Origin of the sequence: Winogradskyella poriferorum, assembly GCF_036553625.1 — a bacterium.
Lineage (GTDB): Bacteria > Bacteroidota > Bacteroidia > Flavobacteriales > Flavobacteriaceae > Winogradskyella > Winogradskyella poriferorum.
This window is the reverse complement of record NZ_JAZHOU010000001.1, coordinates 105,016-120,044: the sequence shown is the minus strand read 5'-3', so window position 1 is coordinate 120,044 and position 15,029 is coordinate 105,016. Positions and strand designations below refer to the sequence as shown.

The following is a 15,029-nucleotide window of genomic DNA, read 5'->3' as shown; positions in this document are numbered from 1 at the left end:
GACTTTATGTAATAAAAAAAGCCAACTCGTTAAAGTCGGCTTTAATTTTATAATTAATTTTCTTAATCTTTAATTTTGTTCTTAAACTGGTCAAAATCACTCTCTTTAGTTTCTCTTGGCCAAGAGTTGTTAGAGGTGTCAATATCTGCAGTTTCTAAATCTGGGTCAACGGTTATAGCTACAATTTCTTTATCTGATGCTACAGCTCTACTAACTTCCTTGTCGTTGAATCTCCAGATTTGTGCTGGATACGTTATTTTTTCTTTAGAACCGTCTGAATATTCATATTCTACAATTAATGGCATTACTAATCCGCCTGGCTTGTCAAAGGTTACTTCATAGAAATACTTAGGTGATTTCTTCATGTTCTTTTGTTGCTCTGGCGTGAAATTATCCATTATATATTCCTTTACGGTAGGTAAATCTTCCATAGACTGACCATTCTTTATGGCTTCATCGAAACCTTTATCATCTTCACCTATAAAATAAACAAGTGAATTAGGGTCTATATTGTAACGCTCGGCAAGTTTTTTTCCTTCTTCGGTAGGATTAGTTGTTACACCATATTTTTTTACTTCCTTAATACCAATGTCAGTATAGTCTGTTGTGTAGAACCAACCTCTCCAAAACCAATCTAAATCTACAGCTGAGGCATCTTCCATGGTTCTAAAAAAGTCTTCAGGTGTTGGGTGTTTAAACATCCAACGTCTTGCATACTCTCTAAAAGAATAGTCAAATAACTCGCGTCCCATAATGGTTTCACGAAGAATATTTAGACCAGTTGCTGGTTTACTGTAGGCGTTACTACCAAATTGATATGTGTTTAATCCTTTGGTCATAATAGGTGCAATAAAATCTTGATCGCCTCCCATATACCTTACGATATTTTTTGCAGGACCTCTACGAGAAGGATATTTATCGTGACCTGGAGATAAAGCAGTTGGATTCCACTCACCAAAATCTTGCTCAGCTACATACTGAACAAAAGTGTTTAGACCTTCATCCATCCATGTCCATTGGCGCTCATCACTATTTACAATCATAGGGAAGAAGTTGTGACCAACCTCATGGATGATAACACTAATCATTCCGTATTTAGTTCTGTCTGAGTAGTTGCCATTTTCGTCTGGTCTTCCGTAATTCCAACAAATCATTGGGTATTCCATTCCTTGTCTTTGAGCATGAACAGAAATGGCTTTATGGTATGGATAATCGAAAGTCATACGAGAGTATGATTTTAAAGTACTTGCTACAGCTCTTGTAGACCATTGTTCCCATAGCGGATTTCCTTCTTTAGAATAAAGTGAAACAGCCATAACATCCTTGTCTCCAATTTTTACGGCCATCATATCGTATATATACTTTCTAGACGTAGCAAAACCAAAATCTCTAACCATTTGGGCAGAAAGTTTCCATGTCTTTTTCTTTGTGCTTTTTGTCTTTTCATTTTTACGAGCTTCGTCTTCAGTTACAATCAATACAGGTTTGTCGTAAGATTTTTTGGCTTGGTTGTAACGCTTCATCATGTCTTTAGAAAACACTTCTTCTCTGTTGGTTAAATAACCTGTTCCGTCTAAGATATGATCTGCAGGTACTGTGATGTTAACATCAAAGTTACCGAATGGTAATGCAAACTCGTCTCTACCCCAAAACTGAGAGTTTTGCCATCCTTCAACATCGTTGTACACTGCCATACGAGGATAAAATTGTGCTATAACATAAGATCTGTTATCATTTTCTTCGAAGTACTCATAACCTGAACGTCCACCATCATTTACGTGATCATTGATTTTGTACCACCACTTTATTTTGAAAGAAAACTTATCTCCAGTCTTCATTGGTTTTGGTAATTCTACGCGCATCATGGTGCGATTTATGCTATGAGGTAAGTCTTTACCATTAACATCTTTAACGTGTTCGATATTGAAACCACCATCAAAACGTTCTTTTAAATATGTTCCTGTTGCTCTTGAAGCTGAAGTAGCAGGACCAATACCAGAACTACTTATTAAAGGTGTTTTGGAGTCTTTAGCTCTCATGTTCTGGTCTAATTGTACCCATAGGTAAGTGAGCTCATCTGGTGAATTATTGGTATAAGTAATAGTTTCGTCACCGTATAATTTGGCATTAACATCATCTATTTCTATATCCATTTTGTAGTCCGCTTGTTGTTGGTAGTAAGCAGGACCAGGTGCTCCAGAACCTGTTCTAAACATGTTTGGAGTTGCAAATTCATCATATAATTGTTTGAATTTGTTTTGGTTAGTGTGACCAGGTTTGCGCTCTGGCTTAATGTCATCTTGTGCAAAAGCACTTGCAGAAACAAAAAGCATAGCACCAAAGAAGTACTTGAAAATTTTCATTGCAATTAGTGTTATTTAAAAATGATTCCGAAAATAGAGAAATTAGGGCGTTTTAACAGAATTTTTAGTTAAAGTTTAACATGCACTCATCATTCTCTGGTATGAGTAAGAAACTCTTGTTTCTATCATTTAACTTTAATCTTACAATGTTCTGTTGTTCTGGAAGAATATCAAAAAGTAGGCGATTTACAACTTTAATTGATTTTATGTCTTTTATGTTCTCTATTTCTAGGTAGCAGTAAGTAATATCTTCCTTATATTCTTTACCTATGAAATTAAATTTATAGGCTTTTCCATTAATTGAGATTTTAAGTTTGTCTTCTAGATAACGCTTCATGTATTCATCAACAATTTCAGGTTCATCTTCCTCTGCAAGAGTTATAGTTTCATCATAACGCTGACGAATAAGTCTTTCAAAATCATCTATAAAAACCTGACTTATGATTTGAACGGATTGTTGCTCTTTAGCATGCTCAATATTGGTAACACTTACGTAATATTCGTGTTTGGTTGTGCTCGAAGTTAATATTGAGCCAATGAGTAAAGTGAAAATAAAGTATATAGATTTCATCAGTATTGTCTATTTCTTTTTTATAAAACCAAAAAGTATTCCAAAGTTAATCATTATTAGAACTATCAAGGTTTTCTCTGTAAGCTTTTAATTTTTGTTGTAAAAATTCTAGCAGCTCAATGTCATTATCTTTTTTGCATAGGTTTAGAAAATTTTCGTCTTCTTGAGAGAATAAAAAGTATTCGTCTCTAAGGTTTTTGGGTAGTGTGTCGTTTTCAAAAATTATAGATTCATAATCAATTCTGAGTCTATTAATACATTTGTCTCTGTCATCTAACTCAACAACATCTTTTAGCTTTTTGGTTCTGCCACTTATTTTATTGAGTATTTTATGTAAATTAAGAACAACACCTCCTCCAAAAGGTCCGCCCATTATAGAGCCTGTTGGTCCACCATCTGCATCGTGTAGTTTTTTTTCGTTTTGAGTAAGTGGTAGTTTGGTGTTGCCTGGTATGCCAAGGTCATAGAAGTTGATTTCGGTTTTGGCATCTGAGTTTTCTAAATCAGATTGTAAACTTCCGGTAAGTATTTTGCCTACAATAACTTTATCGAGTTCGCTAACTTTTTCATCTAATTTAATTTCAATAGAATTAGAATCTTCGTGTTCTTTTGAAACAATAATTTCTTTGTTATTGTAAATTAGACTGGAAATGAACAATGTATCAGTGGCTTTAGCTTCAATACTAAATAAGCCTTTATCATCAGATACAGTATATTTTGATGCTGTTTTATTTAGGATGTGAATACCTTCTACATCATCGTTGGCAATTAATTTGCCTTTGATTTCTTGCCTTTGGGCTTGCAACAAAAATGATAAAAGAAGTGTTACAAGACTAAATAAGAGTTTAGTCTTTTTCACTTTTATTTTTAAGGAAAGCTTTGCTTAGTTGTGTAATTCGCTCTAAAAACTGCATTTCTCTGTCTTCAGCAAGAAGGTCTTCATCAATACCTTTATCTTCAATGTAGTCTATAAAGGCGTCTACTTGTTCTAATGGAATATTAAAATTAGTGTGAATATAGTTAACACTATATTTATCTAACGCCTCTTTAAAAGGGGTTTTGTTAATTGCTTTTTCGGCATTTGTTTTGTCTTCCTTTTCAATATCTACGACCTGACTTACAATAAATCCTGCTAGATTTACAATGTTGAGCATATTACCTACTCTTGGATTGTTTTCATTAAATGCTAAATTTTCTGCTTTAGTCTTATAATCTGCAGAGAACTCAAAATCCTCGATATGGTCTAAACCGAGATACACATAGTCTAAACTTACATTATAAGTTCTTACGTTTTCTAAGTCTGTATTAAGGTTTCCTGTTAAACCAAAGGGTAGAATGACGACTTCATCTAGTTTATTGACTTCTTCAACAAGTATAACTGTTAATTTTTTTGATTTAATAATGTCTTCAGTTATAGTGACTTTAAAATCTTTAAATTGAATAGCACTAAATTCAAGAATATCATTTACTGCTACCATTGCTGTAAATTCTCCATTCTCATCTGTAATAGTGCCTTTATTGGTTGTTGTATTAAATACAGTTACTCCTTCTTTATCTTCAGACGGTACCGATATTTTTCCATTTACTGAGACTCTCTCGATATCCTGACTGTAAATTGAAATGGTTAAAAAGCAGCTTATTATAAATAGTATGTGTTTCATGTTGGTATTATTGTCATATAAAGTTCGTGCTTATTCATCAATTTTCATAAAAAAAGCTTAATAAATCTTTGTTAAAGTGCGAAGAAACTCTTTTAGTTAATAAAACTTTAAATTATAAATTTGCAGTATGAAATCAATTATTATAGCTAGTACATCAACCGTTCACGGAAGTGGTTCTTTAGAGTATCTTTTAGATGAATTAAAAGTTCATTTTAAATCTGCAGACGAAATTTTATTCATACCATATGCCAGACCAGGTGGTATTACGCATGATGAGTATACAGCTAAAGTGGCTGAGCCTTTTAAAAAAATAGGTAAGACTGTGAGAGGGATTCATGCTTTTGATGACCCTAAAAAAGCTATTTTAGAAGCTAAAGGTATTTTTACAGGAGGTGGAAATACTTTTGTTTTAGTAAATCAGTTGTATAAAAAAGATGTGTTATCTTCAATAAAAGAGGCTGTAAATAATGGAACGCCATATTTAGGAACAAGTGCTGGAAGTAATATTTGTGGCCTAACAATGAATACCACTAACGATATGCCTATTGTGTATCCACCAAGTTTTAAAACTTTAGGTTTGGTGCCGTTTAATATAAACCCACATTATTTAGATCCGAATCCAAATAGTACGCATATGGGTGAAACCCGAGAAACCAGAATTAAAGAGTTTCATGCGTTTAATACGCAACCTGTTATTGGTTTAAGAGAAGGGAGTTGGATAGAAGTGAATGGAGAAAACGTAACTTTAAAAGGTAATTTAGAAGCCAGAATTTTTGAGTACGGCAAGGCGCCTTACGAAATACCAACCAACTCTGATTTAAAATTTTTAATGTAGGTTATATTTTTTTTAGAAAGTGGTAGCCCAAAATTTTGAAGCCTTCATTATAGTAGAATTTATGAGAAGGGTGATTTTGAACATAGGTGTTTAGCTCAAGAGATTCATAGCCTTTTGCTTTGCAATACTCTTGAATCCAATTCATAAATGATTTGCCCAATCCTTTATTTCTGTGTTGAGGTTTTATGTAAACATGGTCTATTTCTACAGATTTGCCCGAATAATGCCTTGTACAATACCATAAACCAGTAATACCAACTATTTCATTCTTCAGAGTTATGATAGCACATTCATAATTTTGATTTTTTATTTCGTTAAATCGAGACGATAAAACGGATGCTTCTATTTTACCTTCGTTTAGTTCAAAAACTAATGGTACTATAGACTCTAGCTGAGAGTTAGGTAGAATTTTAAAATCGTAGTTCATTTTAATAGTTAAAGGCTGTAAAATTAATGTTTTTAGAAATTTGAAACTACACAAGATGACTTTTCAATAAATTATGTGTCAAACTTTTGTAAATTTATCATACTAAGACAATCAATATGAGAAGAGGTAATTTTAAAGTTAGAATTTTTATATTCATAGCAATAGCAGCATTTGCCTACCTAAGAAAGTGTAGTCAAGAAGAAATTAATCCATACACAGGAAAAAAACAAGCTATTTCATTGTCTCCACAAGAAGAGATTGCTATTGGTTTACAAAGTGCGCCTGGTATGGCCCAGCAGCATGGTGGGTTGCATCCAAATAACCAATATCAAGCGCTGGTTGATAATGTTGGTAACAAACTTGTAAATAATAGTGTTGCAAAAGATACACCATATCAGTACGAGTTTCATTTACTGGCAGATGAAAATACAATAAACGCATTTGCGTTACCAGGTGGTCAAATTTTTATTACCTATGCTTTATTTTCAAAATTAGAAAACCAAGATCAGCTGGCAGGAGTTTTAGGTCATGAAATAGGTCATGTATTAGGAAAACATTCAAACGAAAGAATTACAAATTCTAAGTATTGGCAGACTTTAATTATGGGCAGTTCTGTTATTGATGCTGGTGGTATTGCACAACAATATGGGCAAGGCCAACTCTTAAAAAATGGAAGAGGAGATGAGTTAGAGAGTGATGAGTTAGGAGTGAAATTTATGATGGATTCAGGCTACAATCCTGAAGAGATGATAGGAGTAATGGAAATACTTAAAGCTGCAGCTGGTCCTAATCGTGTTCCAGAATTTCAAAGTACACATCCCGATCCAGAAAATCGAATTGAAAAAATTAGAGAAGCTATAAGAAAATATAAAAAAGCGTCTTAACATGTAAGACGCTTTTTCAATTAACTAACTCAAATAATTGTCTTTAATTAGACACTTTCTTTTTAAAGCGTTTCAAAAACTGTGCCGCTTCCTTAGCTTTAGATTGTTCTGCATGGTTTAATGCAGTGTAACCTAAGTCGCAAGATTTGTGTACATCAGCTCCAGCTTTTAATAATATTTTAATTAATTCTACACGATTATATTTTGCTGCGTAGTGAATAGGGCTCATACCATTAGATTTGGCATTAACATCAGCACCTTGTTCTATTAAGGATTTTGCAAGCTCCACGTCTCCTGTGGCTACTGCTTTGCAAAGTGGACTTACTTCAAAAGTTTTTACAGTTACTTCACTTGTTGAAGTTAAAAGATCGTTTGATGCATTTAAATTTGTGATTGAAAAGCCCAATGCCAAGGCTAAAACTACTGCTGTTTTTTTCATGATGAAAGATTTAAAAATTAATTGATTTGTTTTTTGATTATACTAAAGAGACGACATTAATTCTATAATGTTACACTTTGAAATTTTAAATAACATACATTTAACGTTTTGAAAACAAATCTGTTAAGGCTTTCATAAAATCGCGTATCTATATAACAATCAGTGTTATATAGCTTTAAAATTAAATAACATTCAAAATTTTTTGAATACAGAATTATAGTCGTATTCTATGCCTTATATTTGAAGTAATAAACAGAAAAACATGAATAAGAAGGTTATTTTAATGATACTAGATGGTTGGGGAAAATCACCAGACCCAAAAGTTTCAGCAATTGATAATGCAGAAACTCCATTTATAGATGAGTTGTACAATACATATGCTAATGCTAGTTTGCGAACAGACGGTTTACACGTAGGTTTGCCAGAAGGACAAATGGGTAATAGCGAGGTAGGACATATGAATCTTGGTGCTGGTAGAATTGTGTATCAGGATTTAGTTAAAATTAACCTTGCTGTAGAAAATAAAACCCTTCAAGAAGAGCAAGTACTAAAAGATGCTTTTAATTATGCTAAGGCGAATGGAAAAGATGTACACTTATTAGGTTTGGTGAGTGATGGTGGAGTACACTCTCATATAAATCATGTATACGGACTTTTAGACGCCGCAAAAGCGAATGATTTGGAGAATGTTTATGTTCATGCTTTTACAGACGGTAGAGATGTAGATCCTAAATCTGGTTATGGTTTCATTTCAGAGTTAGAAGAATATTTAGCCAAAACAACAGGTAAACTGGCAACCGTTACAGGACGCTATTATGCCATGGACAGAGATAAACGCTGGGAGCGTGTTAAATTAGCCTATGATGCTGTTGTGCACGGAGAAGGAAAACAGACTACTAATGTTCTAAAAGATATACAGCAAAGCTATGAAGAAGATGTTACAGACGAATTTATTAAACCACTGGTAGTTAATCAAAATGGCAAGCCAATAGCAACTATAAAGGAAGGCGATGTTGTTTTGTTCTTCAATTTTAGGACAGATCGTGGGCGTCAATTAACACAAGCATTATCTCAAGAAGATTTTCATGAGTACAACATGCACAAATTGAATTTACATTATGTTACCATGACTAATTATGATGATAATTTTAAAGGTATCAACGTAATTTTTAATAAAGATAATTTATCTGAAACTCTAGGAGAAGTACTAGAAAAACATGGAAAAAAGCAAATTAGAATAGCAGAGACAGAAAAGTATCCTCATGTTACTTTTTTCTTTTCTGGAGGAAGAGAAGAGCCTTTTGAAGGTGAAACAAGAATTCTTAGAAATTCACCAAAAGTTGCTACTTACGATTTAAAGCCCGAAATGAGTGCTTATGAATTAAGAGATGCTCTTATACCAGAACTCAATAAAGGTGAAACAGATTTTGTCTGTCTTAATTTTGCAAATGGCGATATGGTTGGTCATACTGGTGTTATGGAAGCTGCAATAAAAGCTTGTGAAGCTGTAGACGAATGTGTGAAAGATGTTGTAACAACAGCTTTAGAAAATGATTACACTACTATTTTAATTGCAGATCACGGTAATTGTGAAACCATGATTAATCCTGATGGAACACCGAATACAGCACATACAACTAATCCTGTACCTGTAATCTTAATTGATAAAGACCTAAAAGAAATAAAAGACGGTATACTTGGAGATATTGCGCCTACTATTTTAAAGTTGATTGGTGTAGAGCAGCCTGATGCTATGACGCAGCATAGCCTTGTATAAATGACTCATTGTTTTAACTTTGTCGACTAATAATTGATTGATTGCATGAATTTTCAGGATAGATTAATAATAGCAGTAGATTTTGATGGAACTATAGTAGAAGATGCGTATCCCAAAATAGGGAAAACAAGAATCTTTGCTTTTGAGACCTTAAAACGTCTTCAACAAGATGGTCATAGACTTATCTTATGGACCTATAGAAATGGTGCGAAATTGCAAGAAGCTGTAGATTTTTGTAAAGAAAATGGTATAGAATTCTATGCTGTAAATGCTAGTTTTCCAGAAGAAAAATATGATTACAGCCGTAGCCGAAAAATTCATGCAGACTTATTTATAGACGACAGAAATATAGGAGGCATACTTGGTTGGGGCGAAATTTATCAAATGATTACCAATGAAGAGCCAAATATTAAGCCATCCAAAAGAAAAGGTGGCCTTTTTGGTTGGTTTAAATAAGCAGTTGGTTTAAGTTAATTCAAAATAAGCTCTGTCAATTTCCTCTCTATGGTCTGGGTGGGCAATATCTACAAGTGCCTTTACACGTTGCTTTATTGTTTTTCCAAATAAATTAGCAATACCGTATTCTGTAACCACATAGTGTACGTGGGCTCTTGTTGTAACAACACCAGCACCTGGTTTTAAAGCAGGTACAATTCTGCTAATACCTTTTCGGGTAACAGAAGGTAAGGCGATAATAGCCTTTCCGCCTTTGCTTAAAGATGCACCTCTGATAAAATCCATTTGTCCACCAACACCAGAGTACATTTTAGAGCCAATAGAGTCAGCACAGACTTGGCCAGTTACATCTACCTCAATAGCAGAATTTATTGCTACCATTTTAGGATTTTGTTTTATGTACGATGTGTTATTAGTGTAATTAGAAGCTCTCATTTCTACAAAAGGATTGTCATCTACATAATCATATAAGCGCTTAGATCCCATTAAGAATGTAGTTAAAGCACGTCCTCTGTTTATTTTTTTATAATTACCATTTATAACATCGCTTAGAATTAAGTCTATAACGCCATCAGAAAACATCTCGGTATGCAAACCTAAATCTTTGTGGTTAGTTAATCTAGACAATACAGCGTTAGGTATGTTGCCTATTCCCATTTGTAGCGTACTTCTATCTTCAATTAGGCTTGCAACATAATCTCCTATTTTGCTTTCAATCTCTGATGGTTCAGAAGCGAGCATTGTAGGGATCTCATCATCAGCCTCTACAAAATAATCTATTTCAGAATAATGTATAATTCCTGCTCCATGCGTACGTGGCATATTTTTATTAACCTGAGCAATAACAGTAGTGGCATTATCTATTGCAGCCAATGTAGCCTCAACAGATACACCTAACGATAAGTAACCATGTTTGTCTGGTTCAGAAACATGAATTAAAACAACATCTAAATCTAGAATGTTTTGGTGAAATAATGTAGGTAATTCACTAAGAAAAACAGGTGTATAAGAGCCATTACCAGCATGTAATGTATGTCTCACATTTTTACCAATAAAAAAGGAATTAACATGAAAACTATCCTTTAGCTCTGGATTAGCATATGGTGCTTCACCTTCTATATGTAAATGACAAACTTCAACATTTCTAAGCTCTTCGTGCCTAGCCGACATGGCGTTTATTAATTGTTGAGGAGCCGCTGCTGCTGCTTGTATATATACTCTATCGTTAGATTTAATGACTTTTACCGCTTCTTCGGCACTTACTGTTTTAAACATTTGCTAAAATTTAGATTACAAACTTACTGCTCAAAAGATAGAAAAAAACTGTTTTTTATCATGTTTTTCTAAAATTATTTAATAGTTATAAATGCCTATCTTTGCAGCTCAATTTAGGAAACATGATTATAGTAAAAACCAGAGAAGAAATTGAGTTAATGAGACAAAGCGCACTTATTGTTTCTAAAACATTAGGTATGCTTGCAAAAGAGATTAAAGAAGGTGTAACCACCAATCATTTAGATACTATTGCAGAAGAATTTATAAGAGACCATGGTGCATTGCCAGGTTTTAAGGGTTTATACGATTGCCCTTCTACATTATTATGTAGTGTTAATGAAGCGGTAGTACATGGATTGCCAACAGATATCCCATTAAAAGATGGAGACATTGTATCTGTAGATTGTGGGGCGCTTATGAATGGTTTTTATGGAGATCATGCCTATACTTTTGAAATAGGAAATGTTGCTGAAGACACTAAGAAATTAATTAAAACCACTAAAGAGTCTTTATACGTAGGTATAGAACAGCTTAGAGTAGGAAATAGAGTAGGAGATGTTGGTTTTGCAATACAACAATATTGCGAGGCTCAAGGATATGGCGTTGTTAGAGAGTTGGTTGGTCATGGTTTAGGACGAAAAATGCATGAAGATCCAGAAATGCCAAACTATGGAAGACGTGGCAGAGGTAAAAAGTTTATAGAGGGTATGGTCGTTGCTATAGAGCCAATGATTAATATGGGAACGCACAGAGTAAAGCAACTTAAAGATGGTTGGACAATCGTTACCCAAGATGGTAAGCCTAGCGTGCATTTTGAGCACGATATCGCCATTGTAGATGGTAAGCCAGAGATACTTTCTACTTTTGCTTATGTGCACGAGGCTTTAGGTATAACGTCAGACGAAGAAGATAAATTTAGACAAAAAGCACTAGTATTATAATAGTCAATGAATATTGAACAATTAGAATCTGAATTAACTCCGCTTAGAACAGCGTTAAATAATCACAAATTATACAAAGCTTTAGACTCCATTGAAGATGTTAAAGTATTTATGGAGCAGCATGTGTTTGCAGTGTGGGATTTTATGTCTTTGTTAAAAGCACTCCAAAATAGTTTAACAAACACATCGGTTCCGTGGACACCTGTCGGTAATTCTGCAACCTCTCGTTTTATAAACGAAATTGTTCTAGGAGAAGAGAGTGATGTTAATGAGCTAGGTCAACCTAAAAGTCATTATGAGATGTATATTGATGCGATGCATCAAATAGGTTCTAGCACTTTACAGATTGAAAGTTTTCTTAATGAAATAAAGCAAGGAAGATCTATTGAAGAGGCTTCGGTTTTAGTAGGTTTAAATGAGGCTACATCTAAGTTTATTGAGTTTACTTTTAATGTTATAGACACTAAAGCAACTCACAAAATAGCTTCTGCTTTTACATTTGGAAGAGAAGATGTCATTCCTGATATGTTTTTTCAGATTATAAATCAGTCTAAAACTAGTGACAACACATACAGTAAGCTAACATATTATTTAAATAGACATATTGAGTTGGATGGCGATGAGCATGGTCCTTTATCTCTTAAAATGATTGAAGAGTTATGTGGAAATGATGCTAAAAAATGGGAGGAAACTTTAGAAATTTCAAAGTTAGCATTACAACATAGGATTGCCCTTTGGGATGGTATATATCAATTGATATCTTCAAACAAAACAGTTGAAGTTTAATTACTTTTGAAACGACTTTTTAAAATCATATTAAACTTAGTACCAAGACCTATATTGATTAGGTTAAGCTACATCGTAAGACCAATTTTAGCCTTTTTTTTAAAAGGAAATAAATACACGGATCCTATAGATGGTAAAAGTTTTAGATCTTTTTTAGCGTATGGTTATGTAAAACAACGCGAAAATATTTTATCACCATCAACACTTTCATTAGAAAGACATCGTCTGTTTTGGCTATATCTTAAAAATGAAACCGATTTTTTTTCAAACAATTTTAAAGTGCTTCATTTTGCGCCAGAGCAGTGTTTTTTAAAACGGTTTAGAAAACTAAAGAATATAGATTACACTACTACAGATTTATTGTCTCCTATTGCAGATGTTAAGGCAGATATTTGTAATCTTCCTTTCGAAGATAACAGTTACGACGTTATTTTTTGTAATCATGTGTTAGAGCATATACCAGACGACACTAAGGCTATGCAAGAGCTATATCGTGTTATGAAACCAGGTGGTTGGGGAATTTTTCAAATTCCTCAAGATTTAAATCGCAATGTTACATTTGAAGATGATAGTATAACTGATAAAGCCGAACGTGCTAAAATCTTTGGGCAATACGACCATGTTAGAATTTATGGTAGAGATTACTTTGATAAACTGAGAAGTATTGGTTTTACGGTTGAAGAAGTGGATTATACAGCGACTTTATCAGACTCTGAAATTGATAGATTCCGTTTAGCCAAAGGGGAGGTAATTCCAGTTGTTTATAAAAAATAGATTGAAATGAGTCAACAGATATTTATAATTACAGGAGCATTATTCGGAATGTTATCTATAATATTTGGCGCGTTTGGTGCTCATGCTTTAAAGAAAATCTTATCTGAAGACCAACTTAAGAGTTTTGAAACAGGTGTAAAATACCAAATGTATCATGCTATTGTTTTATTAGTACTTGGCTGTAATCAAGAATTCTCTACACCAGCTATGTATTGGTTTTTTACTATTGGAATTGTTTTATTTTCTTTTAGTATTTATGGCTTAATTTTAAGTGATGCTAAAGGGAAAAAACTAAAATTTTTAGGTCCAATTACGCCTATTGGTGGTTTACTTTTTGTAATTGGTTGGTTGCTCATAGTATTGCGAGCTTGGTAATAAAAAAGTCGCATCAAAAACGAACAAAGATGCGACCAATTCATATAGTTGCTGACTATAATAGTCAATTATAAGACACGCATATATCAATTAGGTCACATGTGTTATTCCGGAAAGCCATTAAGACTCAAAGTTTCCAATTCTCCTGATTCATTTTCAAAAATAAAATAGGCTTTTAACTCAGGATGTCTGCCTAGTAATACTTCAACTTTTTCTATTCCCATAGCCTGAAAAGCTGTGGCATAAGCATCTGCCGTCATACAATCTGGTGCTATAACCGAAACACTTAAAATGTTGGTTTTTGTTGGGTAACCAGTTCTTGTATTTATAATATGTGCATATCTGTTTCCGTTTTCATCGGTTTTAAACTTACGGTATGTGCCAGAAGTTGCCATAGCTTCATCTTTTAGTTCTAAAGCTTTAAAAACAGATTGTTCTCCATCAAAACGTGGTTCGTCTAGGCCAACTTTCCAAGGTGCTTGTTTTTCATTGTTTATACCTTTTACCCTAATTTCACCACCAATTTCAACCAAATAATCTTTAATGTTTTTACTTTCTAAAAATTCAGCGATAACGTCTACACCATAGCCCTTGGCAATGGCATTAAACTCTAGATAAGATGTTTTTTGTTTTATAATTTTAGAGCCTTTTAATCCTACTTTGTTTAGACCAACAAACTTCATAAGACTATCTATGGTAGTGCTGTCGGTTAAAAATTTATTGGTGTCTGCTCCGAAATTCCAAGCATTAACTACATTTCCTATTGTTGGATCAAATGCACCTTCGGTATATCTATACACTTCCTTAGATTTTTTAAACACACGTTTAAAATGTTCATCAACTTCTACATCTTCATTTTTGTTAATTCTTGAAATATCAGAATCTGGAATATAGGTAGAAAGCGATTTATTCACCACATTAAAAAGGCTGTCAAATTGTTTTTGATAGTTTTCACCATTTTCAGAATAAAATTGAATATTGTATCCAGTGCCAAAAACTGGTCCTGAAACTTTAATGTTTTTAGGTTCTTTTTGACAAGAGAATATCGTTAAAAGAAAGGCTAATAAATAAAAATTCTTCATTGTTTTTAGTTGAGGTTCATTTCAATGACTTGAATGCCATTATACTCTATAAGGTATTCTTCATTGAGGTAGATTGGTAAATTTTCACCTTCAGGATTTCCTAATCCAACACCAGCATATAAAACCTTGGCGTTTTTTTCGAAGGCATGTTTTTTAAAGGTTTCCATCCAAACCACATCATAATTATTAGGATTTTCGGGTAACATTACCGCTCTTACAATTACAAAATAGTATTGGCTGTTTTTATCAATACAAACAAATTGAGGATGTCTTTTTAGCTTACTATTTATAGCGACAAATTCAAAACCACGAGATTCTAAATCTTTACCAACATGATTCATGGCTAAGTTGTGTAATTCTTGTTTTGTAAGTGCTTTGCTCAT

General features: G+C 33.4%; 17 protein-coding genes. 8 read left to right on the top strand and 9 right to left on the bottom strand.

Going from position 1 to position 15,029, the window contains the following annotated elements:
- Nucleotides 1-62: 62 nt before the first annotated feature.
- The 4 genes from V1468_RS00625 to V1468_RS00610 form a co-directional block, all read right to left on the bottom strand.
- Nucleotides 63-2,363, bottom strand: coding sequence for a M1 family metallopeptidase (locus V1468_RS00625; protein WP_331808329.1), 2,301 nt, complete (start codon nt 2,361-2,363; stop codon nt 63-65).
- 64 nt (nt 2,364-2,427) lie between these two features.
- On the bottom strand, nt 2,428-2,934 hold the full coding sequence (locus V1468_RS00620; protein ID WP_331808328.1) for a DUF6702 family protein: 507 nt from the start codon (nt 2,932-2,934) through the stop codon (nt 2,428-2,430).
- 46 nt (nt 2,935-2,980) lie between these two features.
- Nucleotides 2,981-3,793 (bottom strand): carboxypeptidase-like regulatory domain-containing protein, encoded by an 813-nt coding sequence (locus tag V1468_RS00615; RefSeq protein ID WP_331808327.1) that lies wholly within the window; start codon nt 3,791-3,793, stop codon nt 2,981-2,983.
- Nucleotides 3,780-4,595: a carboxypeptidase-like regulatory domain-containing protein gene (locus V1468_RS00610; RefSeq protein ID WP_331808326.1), complete on the bottom strand. Its 816-nt coding sequence runs from the start codon at nt 4,593-4,595 to the stop codon at nt 3,780-3,782. Before V1468_RS00610 ends, V1468_RS00615 begins: the two co-directional genes overlap by 14 nt.
- A 127-nt stretch (nt 4,596-4,722) precedes the next feature.
- Here V1468_RS00610 and pepE point away from each other — a divergent pair, with 127 nt between their 5' ends.
- On the top strand, nt 4,723-5,430 hold the full coding sequence (gene pepE, locus V1468_RS00605) for a dipeptidase PepE (RefSeq protein ID WP_331808325.1): 708 nt from the start codon (nt 4,723-4,725) through the stop codon (nt 5,428-5,430).
- A 1-nt stretch (nt 5,431) separates the two neighbouring features.
- On the opposite strand, the gene V1468_RS00600 is transcribed toward pepE, so the two are convergent.
- Nucleotides 5,432-5,857, bottom strand: coding sequence for a GNAT family N-acetyltransferase (locus tag V1468_RS00600; protein ID WP_331808324.1), 426 nt, complete (start codon nt 5,855-5,857; stop codon nt 5,432-5,434).
- Nucleotides 5,858-5,973: 116 nt separating this feature from the next.
- On the opposite strand from V1468_RS00600, the gene V1468_RS00595 reads away from it, so the two are divergent.
- Nucleotides 5,974-6,741, top strand: a complete 768-nt coding sequence (locus V1468_RS00595; RefSeq protein WP_331808323.1) for a M48 family metalloprotease — start codon at nt 5,974-5,976, stop codon at nt 6,739-6,741.
- 43 nt (nt 6,742-6,784) lie between these two features.
- On the opposite strand, the gene V1468_RS00590 is transcribed toward V1468_RS00595, so the two are convergent.
- A complete protein-coding gene (locus tag V1468_RS00590) occupies nt 6,785-7,180 on the bottom strand; it encodes an ankyrin repeat domain-containing protein (protein ID WP_331808322.1) in 396 nt (131 codons plus the stop codon).
- A gap of 262 nt (nt 7,181-7,442) precedes the next feature.
- Between V1468_RS00590 and gpmI the strand changes: the two genes are divergently transcribed.
- Both gpmI and V1468_RS00580 read left to right on the top strand, forming a co-directional pair.
- Nucleotides 7,443-8,957: a 2,3-bisphosphoglycerate-independent phosphoglycerate mutase gene (gpmI, locus tag V1468_RS00585; protein ID WP_331808321.1), complete on the top strand. Its 1,515-nt coding sequence runs from the start codon at nt 7,443-7,445 to the stop codon at nt 8,955-8,957.
- A 45-nt stretch (nt 8,958-9,002) separates the two neighbouring features.
- Nucleotides 9,003-9,413, top strand: coding sequence for a BT0820 family HAD-type phosphatase (locus V1468_RS00580; RefSeq protein ID WP_331808320.1), 411 nt, complete (start codon nt 9,003-9,005; stop codon nt 9,411-9,413).
- 9 nt (nt 9,414-9,422) lie between these two features.
- Here the strand turns inward: V1468_RS00580 and V1468_RS00575 are convergent, their stop codons facing one another.
- On the bottom strand, nt 9,423-10,688 hold the full coding sequence (locus V1468_RS00575) for an acetyl-CoA hydrolase/transferase family protein (protein ID WP_331808319.1): 1,266 nt from the start codon (nt 10,686-10,688) through the stop codon (nt 9,423-9,425).
- A gap of 122 nt (nt 10,689-10,810) precedes the next feature.
- Between V1468_RS00575 and map the strand changes: the two genes are divergently transcribed.
- The 4 genes from map to V1468_RS00555 are packed head-to-tail and all read left to right on the top strand — an operon-like array spanning nt 10,811 to nt 13,564.
- Entirely contained in the window at nt 10,811-11,629 is an 819-nt protein-coding gene (map, locus tag V1468_RS00570; RefSeq protein WP_331808318.1) for a type I methionyl aminopeptidase, read from the top strand.
- 6 nt (nt 11,630-11,635) lie between these two features.
- Nucleotides 11,636-12,415 (top strand): DUF3050 domain-containing protein, encoded by a 780-nt coding sequence (locus V1468_RS00565; protein ID WP_331808317.1) that lies wholly within the window; start codon nt 11,636-11,638, stop codon nt 12,413-12,415.
- A gap of 6 nt (nt 12,416-12,421) precedes the next feature.
- Nucleotides 12,422-13,189 carry a class I SAM-dependent methyltransferase gene (locus tag V1468_RS00560; protein WP_331808316.1) on the top strand — a complete coding sequence of 256 codons (768 nt, stop codon included), beginning with the start codon at nt 12,422-12,424 and terminating at the stop codon, nt 13,187-13,189.
- Nucleotides 13,190-13,195: 6 nt separating this feature from the next.
- The gene (locus V1468_RS00555; RefSeq protein ID WP_331808315.1) at nt 13,196-13,564 is read left to right on the top strand and encodes a DUF423 domain-containing protein; all 369 of its coding nucleotides are present in this window, start codon (nt 13,196-13,198) and stop codon (nt 13,562-13,564) included.
- Between the two features lie 104 nt (nt 13,565-13,668).
- Here the strand turns inward: V1468_RS00555 and V1468_RS00550 are convergent, their stop codons facing one another.
- Nucleotides 13,669-14,646: an FAD:protein FMN transferase gene (locus V1468_RS00550; RefSeq protein ID WP_331808314.1), complete on the bottom strand. Its 978-nt coding sequence runs from the start codon at nt 14,644-14,646 to the stop codon at nt 13,669-13,671.
- Between the two features lie 5 nt (nt 14,647-14,651).
- Nucleotides 14,652-15,029 carry a Na(+)-translocating NADH-quinone reductase subunit F gene (locus tag V1468_RS00545; RefSeq protein ID WP_331808313.1) on the bottom strand — a complete coding sequence of 126 codons (378 nt, stop codon included), beginning with the start codon at nt 15,027-15,029 and terminating at the stop codon, nt 14,652-14,654.

Bases quoted from the DNA above. Each gene is read 5' to 3' on its own strand.
- V1468_RS00610 (WP_331808326.1), bottom strand. From the start codon at position 4,595: ATGAAACACATACTATTTATAATAAGCTGCTTTTTAACCATTTCAATT.
- V1468_RS00600 (WP_331808324.1), bottom strand. From the start codon at position 5,857: ATGAACTACGATTTTAAAATTCTACCTAACTCTCAGCTAGAGTCTATA.
- V1468_RS00580 (WP_331808320.1), top strand. From the start codon at position 9,003: ATGAATTTTCAGGATAGATTAATAATAGCAGTAGATTTTGATGGAACT.
- map (WP_331808318.1), top strand. From the start codon at position 10,811: ATGATTATAGTAAAAACCAGAGAAGAAATTGAGTTAATGAGACAAAGC.
- pepE (WP_331808325.1), top strand. From the start codon at position 4,723: ATGAAATCAATTATTATAGCTAGTACATCAACCGTTCACGGAAGTGGT.
- V1468_RS00575 (WP_331808319.1), bottom strand. From the start codon at position 10,688: ATGTTTAAAACAGTAAGTGCCGAAGAAGCGGTAAAAGTCATTAAATCT.
- V1468_RS00595 (WP_331808323.1), top strand. From the start codon at position 5,974: ATGAGAAGAGGTAATTTTAAAGTTAGAATTTTTATATTCATAGCAATA.
- V1468_RS00590 (WP_331808322.1), bottom strand. From the start codon at position 7,180: ATGAAAAAAACAGCAGTAGTTTTAGCCTTGGCATTGGGCTTTTCAATC.
- gpmI (WP_331808321.1), top strand. From the start codon at position 7,443: ATGAATAAGAAGGTTATTTTAATGATACTAGATGGTTGGGGAAAATCA.
- V1468_RS00550 (WP_331808314.1), bottom strand. From the start codon at position 14,646: ATGAAGAATTTTTATTTATTAGCCTTTCTTTTAACGATATTCTCTTGT.
- V1468_RS00620 (WP_331808328.1), bottom strand. From the start codon at position 2,934: ATGAAATCTATATACTTTATTTTCACTTTACTCATTGGCTCAATATTA.
- V1468_RS00625 (WP_331808329.1), bottom strand. From the start codon at position 2,363: ATGAAAATTTTCAAGTACTTCTTTGGTGCTATGCTTTTTGTTTCTGCA.
- V1468_RS00565 (WP_331808317.1), top strand. From the start codon at position 11,636: ATGAATATTGAACAATTAGAATCTGAATTAACTCCGCTTAGAACAGCG.
- V1468_RS00555 (WP_331808315.1), top strand. From the start codon at position 13,196: ATGAGTCAACAGATATTTATAATTACAGGAGCATTATTCGGAATGTTA.
- V1468_RS00545 (WP_331808313.1), bottom strand. From the start codon at position 15,029: ATGAGCAAAGCACTTACAAAACAAGAATTACACAACTTAGCCATGAAT.